An 11,729-nucleotide genomic window follows, 5' to 3' on the forward strand; every position below is an offset into this window, starting at 1 on the left:
GAACTCTTGACCTTCTCCTTACCATGGAGATGCTCTACCACTGAGCTATCGGGGCGCATGCCGGCCCGTCTCCGGGCCGGAAGCGGGAGCGACTCTAGCATCCCGCCTCCGCCCGCCTCCCCGTCGTGACGGCCTGTGTCCGTGCCCCTCCCTGCGGTGGCCGAAGGGTGCGAAGCGCCGCGACACGCCGGTCCCGCCCCCGACTTCCCGCGCCGTTCCGGGCGACACGCCACAGGCTCAGGAAACACAACATGTTGGGGCTCGATTCGGAACACGCCCCGGTATATGGTGGTTGTACCCGCTGCAAGGTGGGGGGCTCATGAGCCGGAACAGTGCACACCCGCCGCCGACTGGGGAAGGTCGACGGCAGCGAGCGGAAGGAGCAGTCGTGAACTTCGACACGGAGAGCATCGACGGCTACGCGATTCCGGTCGACCCGATGGATCTGCTGCAGTGCGACAGCTGCCAGTGACTCGGTCGATCCTCGATCGCTGACCACGGTCACGAAGGGCCCCTGCGACTCCCGATCGCAGGGGCCCTTCGCCGTCGCGGGAGGCGCTCAGGAGGCGCTTCAGCAGGCTCTGAGCGCTTCGGCAGGCTGACAGGGCCTCGTCCAGCCTGCTGAAGGCCGTGCGGCCTGCTCAGGTGCTGGGCCCGAGCAGCCGCTCCGCAGCGAGCGTCCGCCAGGGACTCACGCGGAGAGGCGCGCCAGCTGCTCCTCCGTCAGCTCGAGCGTCGCGGCGGCCGCGGAGTCGCGGATCGTCTCGGGGCGGGAGGCGCCGGGGATCGGGATCACGACCGGTGCGAGCGACAGCTCCCACGCCAGCGCGATCTGCTGCGCGGAGACCCCGTGCTCGTCGGCGACCTCCTGGAACACCGGGTTGCTGCCGCCGAGCCCGCCCGCGTCCGCGATGCCGCCCAGCGGGCTGTACGGCAGGAACGCGATCCCGAGGTCCGCGCAGGCGCGCAGCTCGCCGAGCGACGACCGGAACGAGGGCGAGAACCGGTTCTGCACCGACACGATTCGCCCGCCCGTGATCTCCATCGCCTGCTCGATCTGCTCGACGTCCACGTTGGAGAGGCCGGCCATCCGGATCACGCCGTCGTCGAGCAGGTGGTTCAGGGCGCCGACCGACTCGGCGAACGACACCTCCGGGTCGGGCCGGTGGAACTGGTACAGGTCGATCGACTCGACGTCGAGCGCGAGGCGCGACGCCTCCGCCGCCTCGATCAGGTGCTTCGCGGAGCCGTCCTGCGTCCACGACCCGTCGCCCGGGCGCAGGTGGCCGCCCTTCGTCGCGACGAGCACGCCGCTCGCGTCGCCCTCGTAGGTGCGCAGCGCCTCCGCGATCAGCCGCTCGTTGTGCCCGGTCTCGCCGGCGAGCAGGTGGTAGGAGTCGGCCGTGTCGATCAGCGTGACGCCGGCGTCGAGGGCCGCGTGCACGGTCGCGATCGCGCGCGCGTCGTCGGGGCGGCCCTCGATCGACAGCGGCATCCCGCCGAGGCCGATCGCGGAGACGGTGCGGGAGCCGATCAGGCGGGAGGGGAGGAGGTGCGAAGCCATCCTCCGAGTCTCCGTGACCGCGCTCGAACGACGGCTGGGCGGACGGGGTCGCTCAATAGGATGCAGGGATGACCGTCGCGCCCGACCTCGAGGGCCGGGTGTACCCCGACACGCCGCCCTACCTGGTGGGGCGGGAGAAGGTCCGCGAGTTCGCCCGGGCGGTCGGCTCGACCGATCCGCTGAGCCTCGACCCGGCGGCGGCGGCCGCTGCCGGCTACCCGGACGTCGTCGCTCCGCCCACCTTCGCGGTCGTGCTGCAGGACCTCACGCTGGCGCAGCTGCTCGCCGACGACACCGCCGGCGTCGACTTCTCCCGGGTCGTCCACGGCGACCAGCGGTTCCGCTTCAGCCGCCCGATCGTGGCAGGCGACCTGCTGACGGCGACCATGACCGTCAGCGCGGTCAAGACGCTCGGCGGCAACGCGATGGTGACCTCCGAGTCCGCGGTGCGCGACGCGGACGGCGAGCACGTCGTGACCGCGATCTCCACGATCGTGATCCGGGGCGACGCATGACCGACGAGACCCTCGCGGTCGGCGACGTGGTCGCCTCCGGCGTCCTCCCGATCGATCGCGACGACCTGGTCCGCTACGCCGGCGCCTCCGGCGACTTCAACCCGATCCACTACCGCGACGACGTCGCGACGGCCGTCGGGCTGCCCGGTGTGCTCGCGCACGGCATGCTCACCATGGGGCTCGCCGTGCAGCCGGTCGTGGCGCGGTTCGGCGGCGACCGCGTGCTGGAGTACGGCGTGCGGTTCACCCGCCCCGTCCCGGTGCCGCTCGAGGGCGAGGTGCTGCTCGAGGTGGAGGCGAAGGTCGGCCTGCTCGACGAGGAGGCGGGGGAGGCGCGCATCGACCTCGTCGCGAAGGTCGCCGGCCAGACCGTGCTCGGGCGCGCGCAGGTGCGCGTCGCGCTGCACCCGCGCCCGGCCGGCGATCCCCGTGCCCGGTAGGCGCGGGCCGGAACGATGAGCACGCCGGCGTCGGCCGAGGACGACCTGCCGCTCGCGGCCTTCACGACGCTGAAGGTCGGCGGGCGGGCGACCCGCGTCGTCGTCGCGCGGACGGTCGACGAGGTCGTACGCACGGCGACCGGCGCCTGGGCGGACGACGAGCCGCTGCTCGTGCTGGGCGGCGGCTCGAACGTCGTGATCGGCGACGACGGGTTCGACGGCACGGCCCTGGTGGTGGCGACCCGCGGCGTCGAGCGCGTGCCGGTCGCGGTCGCGATCCGTCCCGGCGTCCCGGCGAACGACGCCGACCGCCTCCGGTCCCTCGAGCGGTCGCTGCGCCCGGCGGTGCAGCGGGAGGCGGTGCGCATCCGCGTGCAGGCGGGGGAGCCGTGGGACGCGCTGTGCGCGGAGGCGGTGGCCCGGGGCTGGACCGGCATCGAGGCCCTGTCCGGCGTGCCAGGCTCGACCGGCGCCGCGCCGATCCAGAACATCGGCGCCTACGGCCAGGAGCTCGCGGCCACACTCGCCGCGGTCGACTTCCTCGACCGGCGGACCGGCACCGTGCGCCGCATGCCGGCGTCGGAGCTGCAGCTCGGCTACCGCACCAGCGTGTTCAAGCACGGCCTCGAGGGCGTCGTGCTGTCCGTCGACCTGCTGCTGCACGCCGCGGTCGGCCCGGACGTGCCGCGCAGCGCGCCGGTGGCGTACGCCCAGCTCGCCGACGCGCTCGGCGTCCCGCTGGGCACCAGGGTGCCCATCGCCGCCCTGCGCGACACGGTGCTGCAGCTGCGCCGGTCGAAGGGCATGGTGCTGGACGACGCCGACCCCGAGTCGGTGAGCGTCGGCTCCTTCTTCACGAACCCGATCGTGTCCGAGCGGTTCGCCCGCACCCTGCCGCGGGAGGCCCCGCGCTGGCCGACGTCCGCGGACGAGCCGGACGTGGTCGTACCGCTCGGGGCCGCGGTGCCGCCGCGACCCTCCCGGCACGGGGAGCCGCAGGTGAAGCTGTCCGCCGCGTGGCTGATCGAGCACGCGGGCGTGCAGCGGGGCTTCCGCCTCCCCGGCTCGGACGCGCACATCTCCCGGAAGCACACCCTCGCGATCGTGAACGGCGGCTCAGCGACCGCGGCGCAGGTGCTGGAGCTCGCCCGCTACGTGCAGCACCTCGTGCAGGGCGAGTTCGGGGTCGTGCTGCAGCCCGAGCCGGACCTGATCGGCGCCGTGCTCTGACGCCGCCGCGCGGTCGGTGAACCGCCGCGAACGGCTGCGTGTCGCGCCCGGGGCGGCCGCGACCCTCGGGTTACCGTTCAGGTCCAAGTCAGATCCCCCGCGTTCGGGGGAGGTCGAGGAGTGCCGAATGTCCCGCATCCTGCTCCGTGCGCACAAGGATCCGTTCGAGGTCGCGTCTCCCGCTCGGGTGTTCCGCCGGAACATGATCGGCGACAACGTCGGCAACCTCCTCTTCTCGAGCGCCAGCTACAAGCTGCTGCAGACGGAGGGCACCGAGGTCGCCGTCGGCACCCTCAAGGGCGGCAAGGCGGAGGCCGACCGCATCAACGGCGAGGTCGACCACGTCGTCATCCCGCTCGCGAACGCGTTCCGCCACAGCTACGTCGAGACCCTCGACCGGATGTCCGAGACGATCGAGAACCTCACCGTCCCCGTCACGGTGCTGGGCGTCGGCGCGCAGCTGAAGCTCGACGGCCGCGTGGACCGCCTCGACTCGGTCAAGGACCACGTGGTGCGCTTCGTGCGCGCGGTGCTCGACAAGTCGCCGTCGATCGGCGTGCGCGGCGAGTTCACGCACACCTACCTGCAGGGCCTCGGGTTCCGCGAGGTCGACCTGATCGGCTGCCCCTCGATCTTCCTCCACGGCCCGGGCCTGCGGATCGAGAAGCGCGTGCCCGCGCTGACCCGCTCCTCCCGCATCAGCATGAACCTGTCGCCGTACGTGCCCGGGCTCGGCCCGATCGTCGAGCGGCACACGGAGCGCTACCCGAACCTCCGCTACGCGGCGCAGCACCGCGACGCGCTCGGCATGCTGCTCGACAAGGAGCACAAGGCCGCGACGCACCGCACCGACCAGTCCGTGCTGCCGACGCACCACGGGCACCCGCTCGTGCGCGACCACCGGACGAGCTTCTTCGTGGACCCCGAGCCGTGGATGCGCTACCTCGGCGGCTTCGACTACAGCTTCGGCACCCGGATCCACGGCAACATCGCCGCCCTGCTCGCGGGCACCCCGGCCACGGTGCTCGCCCACGACTCCCGCACGCTCGAGCTGGTGCGCTACTACGACATCCCGCACCGCACGATGAAGCAGGTCGGGCCCACCACGGACGCGGCGGAGCTGTACGCGGAGGCGGACTTCACCGCGTTCAACGCGCGGCACGCGGAGCGGTTCGACGTCTTCGCCTCGTTCCTCGGCGAGCACGGCCTGCGGCACGTCTACCAGCCGGGCGAGGCCCCGGAGCGGTTCGACGAGCGCATGGCGGCGATCGAGTGGCCCGGCGACGTCGGCGCTCGGCCGGTCCCGCCGAGCCTCACCTCGCGGCTGCGGGGCGCGATCGTGCCGGTGCTGCGCCGCGGGCGCAGCCGCATCGCCGCCGCGGCCTGACGGGCGTCAGGAGGGCAGCAGCCCCAGCCGCATGGCGAGGGTGACGGCGCGCGTCCGGTCGTTCACCCCCAGCTTCTCGAACACGTGCAGCAGGTGGGTCTTCACCGTCGCCTCGGAGAGGTGCAGCCGCGCGGCGATGCCGGGGTTGCTCTCGCCCTCCGCCACGAGGGCGAGCACCTCCAGCTCCCGCGGCGACAGCCGCGGCGCCGTCCGGTCCCGCTGCACGCCGCGGGCGAGCGCCGCAGCGATCCCGGGCGCGAGCACCGTCGCGCCCGCCGCGACCGAGCGCACGCCGGCGAGGATCTCCTGCTCCGGCGCCGCCTTCAGCAGGTAGCCGCGGGCTCCGGCCGTGATCGCGTCGAGGATCGCGTCGTCCGTCTCGTAGGTGGTCAGCACGACGACGCGGGTCGCCGGCGACGCCGCGACGATCGCCGCGGTCGCCGCCACCCCGTCCATCCCCGGCATGCGCAGGTCCATCAGCACCACGTCCGGCTGCAGCCGGCGGCTCTCCGCGAGCGCGGCGGCGCCGTCCGCGACCGCGGCGACCACCTCCATGCCCTCCGCGCTCTCGAGCAGCGCGACGACGCCCGCCCGCACGATCGGGTGGTCGTCGGCCACGAGCACGCGGATCATGCAGCGACCACCGGGACCGGCACCCGCACGGTCAGCAGCGCGCCGCCGCCGCGGCCGGGGGCGAGCGACACGTCGCCGGCGACCAGGGCGAGCCGGTCGCGCATGCCGGCGATGCCGAACCCGTCGCCGCCGGAGGGGCCGAGCCCGTCGTCCTCGACGGTGAGTACCGCGCGTCCCGCCTCCGTCGACACGCGCAGGGCGACGGAGGCGGCGGAGGCGTGCTTGCGCACGTTCGCCAGCCCCTCCTGGGCGCAGCGCAGCAGCACGACCTCGAGGTCGCGCGGCACGTCCGCCCGCACCTCCGCGGTGACCTCGAGCCCCGTCTCCCGACGGAAGCGCGCCGCCAGGGCGTCGAGCGCGGTGGCGAGACCGCCGTCGAGCGGGACGGGCGCGCCTCCGGTGACGAGCCCCCGCGCCTCCGACATCGCCTGCCGCGCCGCGTCCTCGAGCACCCCGAGCGCAGGGTCGTCCGGGTGCCGGGCACGCGCGCGCTCGGCGAGCATGGTGATGCCGGTGAGGCTCTGCGTGAGCGTGTCGTGCAGCTCTCGCGTGAGGCGCTCGCGCTCGGCGACCACGCCGGCGTCGTGGTGCAGCGCGGCCAGCTGCGCCTGCGCGGCCGTCAGGTCGTCGATCAGCGCCTGCCGCGACTCCGAGCGGCGCTCGATGCGGCTGACCCACACCCCCATGGCCAGGCTGAACGCGAACGAGATCGCGGTGATCCCGATCGCCTCGGCCAGGGGTGCGCGCTGGGCGTACCCGATGGCCACCGCCGTCGCGACCGCGAGGTTCGCGACGACCGCGGAGCGGAACCCGCTGCTCAGCAGCCAGGCGATGGGGTAGGCGACGATCTGGAACGTCGCGAACGCCGGCACCGTGGCGCAGCCGACCGCGCAGACGACCGCGAGCACGGCGACGACCGCCGGCCAGCCCCGTCCGCCCCCGAGCAGTCGGCGCCCCGCCGCGAACCACACCGCCGCGAACACCGCGAGCGCGGCGGCGACGACCGCCAGCGCGGGCGGGCGGGTGCCGAACGACGCGATGCCGAGCAGCACGACCGCGGACACCGCGACGACCGCCGCGTCGAGCCACGGGCTGGGCGGCTCGGCGCGGCGGTCGCCGGCGGGGGAGGAGGTCACCCGTCCCTCCGGACCCACCGGAACGTCCGCGCGGAGACCGCGAGACCCGCGAGCGTCCACACGCCGATGACCAGCGCCATCGTGCCGAGGTCCCAGGTGCCGGTCTGCTCGGCGGCCGCGAACCGGTCCGGCAGGAACACCGACCGCATCCCCTGCGCCACCCACTTCACGGGGAAGAACCCGGCGACGTTCTGCAGCCACTCCGGCAGGTCCGTGAACCGGAAGTAGACGCCGGAGATGAACTGCAGCACGAGCAGGATCGGCACGATCACGGCGCTCGCCGACCGGCCGCTGCGGGGGATGCCGGACACGGCGATGCCGAGCACGGTCGCCATCAGGACCGACAGCAGGAAGATCCACGCGAAGCGACCCCACTGCGCCGCCGTGCCGGGCAGCGCCACGTCGAACAGCACCCGGGCGACGGCGAGCAGCAGGACCAGCTGGATCAGCGCCGTGACCAGGACCATCCCCGCCTTGCCGACGAAGTAGCTGACGACTGGGAGGGGGGACCCGCCCAGCCGCTTCAGCGTGCCGTCGCTGCGCTCCTGCGCGATCGCGATGCCGAGGTTCTGCACCCCGGACAGCACGATGCCGGCGGCGACGAGGCCGGGCAGGTAGTAGGCGGCGACGGTGATGCCGCCCGTGCCGTCCGGCAGCACGCCGACCTTCCCCTGGGCGCTGAACGCCGCGGCGAAGATCAGGAAGATCACGGTCGGGAACAGGAACGTGAAGAACAGGGTGTCCCGCTCGCGGAAGTACTGCCGCACCTCCCACCGCACCCGGCCGGCGCCGAGGCGCAGCACGCGGATCGGGCCGCCGGCGGGCAGCGCCGGGGCGGTCGCCGTGGTCGTGGTGGTGGTCATGCGGCCACATCCTCTCCGATGAGCCGGAGGTAGACGTCCTCCAGGCTGGGGCGCCGGATCTCGACGTCGCGGGGCTCGCCGTCCTCGGCGGCGACGAGCCGGGCGACGAGGGTCGCCGGCTCGGTGGTGCGGACCTCGTGCAGGCCGTCTGCGTCGCGCCAGCTGACCAGCGGGATCCGCGCGTCGGCCGGCCCGATCTCGTCGATCGGCGCCAGGTCCACCAGGTGGCCGCCGGCGATGACCGCGGCGCGGTCGGACAGCGCCGCGGCCTCGTCGAGGTAGTGGGTGGTGAGCAGGATCGTGGTGCCCGCCGCCTTCAGCTCGCGGATCAATCCCCAGAACTGGCGTCTGGCCTCGGGGTCGAACCCGGTCGTCGGCTCGTCGAGGAACAGCACCTCGGGGCGCCCGATGATGCCGAGCGCCACGTCGAGCCGGCGCCGCTGGCCGCCGGAGAGCGCCCGCACGCGCGACTGCGCCGCCTCCGTCAGGCCGACCGAGGCCAGCGTCTCGTCGACGTCGCGGGGGCGGGGGAAGAAGGAGGCGAAGTGCGCCAGCTGCTCGCGGACCTTGGCGGTGCCCGGCTCCGCGCCGCCCTGCAGCACGATGCCGAGCCGCGCCTTCCAGTCGACCCCCGCGGTGCCGGGGTCGACGCCGAGCACTCGGGCGGTGCCGCCCGACCGCCGGCGGTACCCCTCCAGGATCTCGATCGTGGTCGACTTGCCCGCGCCGTTCGGGCCGAGCAGGGCGAAGGTCTCGCCGCGCTCGATCTCGAAGGTCACGCCGTCCAGGGCGACGTGGTCGCCGTACCGCTTCGTCAGCCCGGTGACGCTCACCACGGGCTCGCTGCTCGTCATGGGTCCATGGTGACGCCGCGGTCGTGCCGGCGGCAGCGTCCGTCCGGCTCACCCGGCCCTCCACCGGTCGGTGGATGCAGCGACCTCGGCCTCGTCAGCCGCCCGGCTGGAGGGATCGTGCCGGTCCCCGTCGCAGGGCCGGCCGGAGGAGGGGGAGCCGCGCCAGTGCGGCGACGCCGGTGATGACACCGGCGACCAGCGCGACGTACCCGGCCACGACGCCGTACCCCTGCGCCGGATCGAGGAAGGGGTAGGGCACCCAGCCGTCGGTCGCGCCGCGCACCAGCACCACGGCGGTCCAGACCAGCGGGTACCCGAGCACGACGGGCAGGGAGCGCAGCGCGGGCGGCGCGCGGTCCGGAGCGAGCAGCAGGTCGACCAGCGCCGCGACCGGGGTCACGGCGTGCAGCACGAGGTTGGCCCACGGCAGCGGGATGCCGCCCGCCGCGCCGAGGGGGGCGAGCAGGATCCAGAACACCAGCCCGACCACGATCAGGTAGGTCGCCGCGCACCAGCGGACCAGCACCCACGCGGGCGTGATCGGCGACCCGCGCACCAGCCGGACGGCGCCGATCGCCGCGACGACGGCGCCGATCACGTTCGACTGCACGGTGAAGTAGCCGAAGAAGTTCCAGGGGCTCACGGGGGACACCGCGACGAGCGTCGCGACCACGGCGGCGGCCGTGAGCGCTGCCAGCAGGAGGCGCGCGAGCGCGAGCACGGTCCTCCGGTCCATGCCGCCGACGATATTCCCGCGGCGCCCCCTTCGCGGATCCGGATGGATTCCGCGACACGCCGTGTCTCGGAGCGATGCACTGGGGTGTCGTCGCATCCATCCGGATCCGCGAGAAGGATCCGGATCCGCGGACGTCAGGCGAAGAAGTCCGCCAGGCGCGCGACGCCCTCGGCCAGCTGGTCGTCGCCCAGCGCGTAGCTGAGGCGCAGGTATCCGGAGGGGCCGAACGCCTCACCGGGCACGACCGCGACCTCGAGCCGCTCCAGCAGCAGGTCGGCCAGCTCGAGGGTCGAGGTCGGCGTCGTGCCGCCCCACTCCCTGCCGAGCAGCGCGGTCACGTCCGGGTACACGTAGAAGGCGCCCTGCGGCGTCGGCGTCCGGAACCCGGGGATCGCGTTCAGGCCCGACACGATCGCCCTGCGGCGCCGGTCGAACGCCTGCCGCATGGCCTCGATCGGCTCCGCGGGGCCGGTGAGCGCGGCGATCGCCGCGCGCTGCGCGACGTTGTTCACGTTGGAGGAGAGGTGCGACTGCAGGTCGTTCGCGCCCTTGATGACGGCGGCCGGACCGACCATCCAGCCGACGCGCCAGCCGGTCATGGCGTAGGTCTTCGCGACCCCGTTCACCAGCACGGTCTGCCCGGCGAGCGCCGGCACCGCCTCCACGATCGACACGGCCTTCACGCCGTCGTAGACGAGGTTCTGGTAGATCTCGTCGGTCATCACCCAGATGCCGTGCTCGAGCGCCCACTCGCCGATCGCCGTCGTCTCCTCCGGCGTGTAGACGGCGCCGGTCGGGTTCGAGGGCGACACGAAGACGAGCAGCTTCGTGCGCGGGGTGAGGGCCGCCTCCAGCTGCTCGACTGTGACCTTGTACTCCTGGTCGGCGCCGGCGAACACCTCGACGGGCACGCCGCCGGCCAGCTTCACGACCTCGGGGTAGGTCACCCAGTACGGCCCGGGGATGATCACCTCGTCGCCCTCGCCGACCAGCGTCTGCACCGTCTGGAACACGGCGTGCTTGCCGCCGTTCGTGACGATCACCTGGGCGGCCGTCACCTCGAGCCCGCTGTCCCGCAGGGTCTTCGCGGCGATCGCCTCCCGCAGCTCGGGCAGGCCGGCCGCCGGCGTGTAGTGGTGGTTCCGGGGGTCGCGGGCCGCGGCCTCCGCGGCCTCGACGACGTGCTGCGGGCTGTCGAAGTCCGGCTCGCCCGCCGCGTAGCTGACGACGGGGCGACCCGCCGCCTTCAGCGCCTTCGCCTTCGCGTCGACCTTGAGCGTGGCGGACTCGGCGATGGCGGCGATGCGCGGCGAGAGGGGGGATGCGGCGGTGCTCGGCACGGTGGCCCAGCCTACCGAGGCGCCTGCAGCAGGGGCGGGCTCCCCGGCGGCGCCCAGCCGACGCGGATCACCATCCAACGGGACGAAGGAGGCGGCGGATGCTGCTCGAGGGCAAGTCTGTGGTGGTGACCGGAGGGAACTCCGGGATCGGCAAGGCGATCGTGCTGGCGATGGCGGCGGAGGGGGCGCAGGTCGTCGTCGACTACGTCGCCCACGAGGACGCGACGACCCGCCTGATCGCCGAGGTCGAGCAGGCGGGCGGGAAGGCCGTCGGCGTGGAGGCGGACATCACGAGGGCCGCCGACCTGCATCGGATGATGCAGACCGCCGTCGACTCGTTCGGCCGCCTCGACGTGCTGGTGAACAACGCCGGCATGGAGACGCGGCAGTCGCTGCTCGAGACGACGGAGGCGGACTACGACCGCGTCATGTCCGTCAACATGCGCAGCGCGTTCTTCGCCGCCCAGGCCGCGGCGAAGCGGTTCATCGAGCAGGGCGACGGCGGGCTCGTCCTCAACATCTCGTCGGTGCACGAGGACTGGCCGATGCCCGGCAACATCGCCTACTGCGTCTCGAAGGGCGGCATGCGCATGCTCACCCGGACCGCGGGGGTCGAGCTGGGGCAGCACGGCATCCGGATGGTGGGCATCGCGCCCGGGGCGGTCGACACGCCCATCAACGCCTCGACCACCTCCGACAAGGACCTGCTGGGCCGGCTGGAGGACGCCATCCCGCTGCACCGGCTGGCCGAGGCGGCCGACATCGCCGACGTCGCGGTGTTCCTCGCCTCCGGCAAGGCGTCCTACATGACCGCCACGACCGTCGTCGTCGACGGCGGGATCATGCAGGGCAGCGTGGGCCTCTGAGGACGGCGGACCCCCGGCGACCCCGAGGGCCGCTGCTACACTGACGGCGCCCGTTACGGAGATGCGCGTGAGCGCGCGTCCGCTCGAGCGGTCCAGGGCGGTGGCTCAAGTGGTAGAGCAGCGGTCTCCAAAACCGCAGGTTGCAGGTTCGAGTCCTGTCCGCCC

12 protein-coding genes are annotated in these 11,729 nt (G+C 73.5%); 5 read left to right on the forward strand and 7 right to left on the reverse strand.

The window, feature by feature from the left end:
- Positions 1-691: 691 nt before the first annotated feature.
- Positions 692-1,564 carry an aldo/keto reductase gene (locus tag ACFE60_RS13595; protein ID WP_375389399.1) on the reverse strand — a complete coding sequence of 291 codons (873 nt, stop codon included), beginning with the start codon at positions 1,562-1,564 and terminating at the stop codon, positions 692-694.
- A 68-nt stretch (positions 1,565-1,632) separates the two neighbouring features.
- On the opposite strand from ACFE60_RS13595, the gene ACFE60_RS13600 reads away from it, so the two are divergent.
- The 4 genes from ACFE60_RS13600 to ACFE60_RS13615 all read left to right on the forward strand — a co-directional run bounded on the left by ACFE60_RS13600 (position 1,633) and on the right by ACFE60_RS13615 (position 5,136).
- A complete protein-coding gene (locus tag ACFE60_RS13600; protein ID WP_375389400.1) occupies positions 1,633-2,079 on the forward strand; it encodes a MaoC family dehydratase N-terminal domain-containing protein in 447 nt (148 codons plus the stop codon).
- The gene (locus ACFE60_RS13605) at positions 2,076-2,519 is read left to right on the forward strand and encodes a MaoC/PaaZ C-terminal domain-containing protein (RefSeq protein ID WP_375389401.1); all 444 of its coding nucleotides are present in this window, start codon (positions 2,076-2,078) and stop codon (positions 2,517-2,519) included. Before ACFE60_RS13600 ends, ACFE60_RS13605 begins: the two co-directional genes overlap by 4 nt.
- Positions 2,520-2,534: 15 nt before the next feature.
- Positions 2,535-3,749, forward strand: a complete 1,215-nt coding sequence (locus ACFE60_RS13610; protein ID WP_375389402.1) for a UDP-N-acetylmuramate dehydrogenase — start codon at positions 2,535-2,537, stop codon at positions 3,747-3,749.
- 127 nt (positions 3,750-3,876) lie between these two features.
- On the forward strand, positions 3,877-5,136 hold the full coding sequence (locus ACFE60_RS13615) for a polysaccharide pyruvyl transferase family protein (protein ID WP_375389403.1): 1,260 nt from the start codon (positions 3,877-3,879) through the stop codon (positions 5,134-5,136).
- Between the two features lie 6 nt (positions 5,137-5,142).
- Here ACFE60_RS13615 and ACFE60_RS13620 read toward each other — a convergent pair whose 3' ends face one another.
- The 6 genes from ACFE60_RS13620 to ACFE60_RS13645 all read right to left on the reverse strand — a co-directional run bounded on the left by ACFE60_RS13620 (position 5,143) and on the right by ACFE60_RS13645 (position 10,698).
- Positions 5,143-5,769: a response regulator gene (locus tag ACFE60_RS13620; RefSeq protein ID WP_375389404.1), complete on the reverse strand. Its 627-nt coding sequence runs from the start codon at positions 5,767-5,769 to the stop codon at positions 5,143-5,145.
- Positions 5,766-6,905 carry a sensor histidine kinase gene (locus ACFE60_RS13625; protein WP_375389405.1) on the reverse strand — a complete coding sequence of 380 codons (1,140 nt, stop codon included), beginning with the start codon at positions 6,903-6,905 and terminating at the stop codon, positions 5,766-5,768. The genes ACFE60_RS13620 and ACFE60_RS13625 overlap by 4 nt, the downstream gene beginning before the upstream one ends.
- Positions 6,902-7,768 carry an ABC transporter permease gene (locus ACFE60_RS13630; protein ID WP_375389406.1) on the reverse strand — a complete coding sequence of 289 codons (867 nt, stop codon included), beginning with the start codon at positions 7,766-7,768 and terminating at the stop codon, positions 6,902-6,904. Before ACFE60_RS13630 ends, ACFE60_RS13625 begins: the two co-directional genes overlap by 4 nt.
- Positions 7,765-8,622 (reverse strand): ABC transporter ATP-binding protein, encoded by an 858-nt coding sequence (locus tag ACFE60_RS13635; protein WP_375389407.1) that lies wholly within the window; start codon positions 8,620-8,622, stop codon positions 7,765-7,767. The genes ACFE60_RS13630 and ACFE60_RS13635 overlap by 4 nt, the downstream gene beginning before the upstream one ends.
- A 94-nt stretch (positions 8,623-8,716) precedes the next feature.
- Positions 8,717-9,358: a Pr6Pr family membrane protein gene (locus ACFE60_RS13640; RefSeq protein ID WP_375389408.1), complete on the reverse strand. Its 642-nt coding sequence runs from the start codon at positions 9,356-9,358 to the stop codon at positions 8,717-8,719.
- 134 nt (positions 9,359-9,492) lie between these two features.
- Positions 9,493-10,698, reverse strand: coding sequence for a pyridoxal phosphate-dependent aminotransferase (locus ACFE60_RS13645; RefSeq protein WP_375389409.1), 1,206 nt, complete (start codon positions 10,696-10,698; stop codon positions 9,493-9,495).
- A 98-nt stretch (positions 10,699-10,796) separates the two neighbouring features.
- Between ACFE60_RS13645 and ACFE60_RS13650 the strand changes: the two genes are divergently transcribed.
- Positions 10,797-11,564 (forward strand): glucose 1-dehydrogenase, encoded by a 768-nt coding sequence (locus ACFE60_RS13650; protein WP_375389410.1) that lies wholly within the window; start codon positions 10,797-10,799, stop codon positions 11,562-11,564.
- Positions 11,565-11,729: the final 165 nt, after the last annotated feature.

The organism is uncultured Amnibacterium sp. (assembly GCF_964245895.1).
Lineage (GTDB): Bacteria > Actinomycetota > Actinomycetes > Actinomycetales > Microbacteriaceae > Amnibacterium.

Bases quoted from the DNA above. Each gene is read 5' to 3' on its own strand.
- ACFE60_RS13600 (WP_375389400.1), top strand. From the start codon at position 1,633: ATGACCGTCGCGCCCGACCTCGAGGGCCGGGTGTACCCCGACACGCCG.
- ACFE60_RS13610 (WP_375389402.1), top strand. From the start codon at position 2,535: ATGAGCACGCCGGCGTCGGCCGAGGACGACCTGCCGCTCGCGGCCTTC.
- ACFE60_RS13605 (WP_375389401.1), top strand. From the start codon at position 2,076: ATGACCGACGAGACCCTCGCGGTCGGCGACGTGGTCGCCTCCGGCGTC.
- ACFE60_RS13635 (WP_375389407.1), bottom strand. From the start codon at position 8,622: ATGACGAGCAGCGAGCCCGTGGTGAGCGTCACCGGGCTGACGAAGCGG.
- ACFE60_RS13630 (WP_375389406.1), bottom strand. From the start codon at position 7,768: ATGACCACCACCACGACCACGGCGACCGCCCCGGCGCTGCCCGCCGGC.
- ACFE60_RS13595 (WP_375389399.1), bottom strand. From the start codon at position 1,564: ATGGCTTCGCACCTCCTCCCCTCCCGCCTGATCGGCTCCCGCACCGTC.
- ACFE60_RS13615 (WP_375389403.1), top strand. From the start codon at position 3,877: ATGTCCCGCATCCTGCTCCGTGCGCACAAGGATCCGTTCGAGGTCGCG.
- ACFE60_RS13640 (WP_375389408.1), bottom strand. From the start codon at position 9,358: ATGGACCGGAGGACCGTGCTCGCGCTCGCGCGCCTCCTGCTGGCAGCG.
- ACFE60_RS13650 (WP_375389410.1), top strand. From the start codon at position 10,797: ATGCTGCTCGAGGGCAAGTCTGTGGTGGTGACCGGAGGGAACTCCGGG.
- ACFE60_RS13620 (WP_375389404.1), bottom strand. From the start codon at position 5,769: ATGATCCGCGTGCTCGTGGCCGACGACCACCCGATCGTGCGGGCGGGC.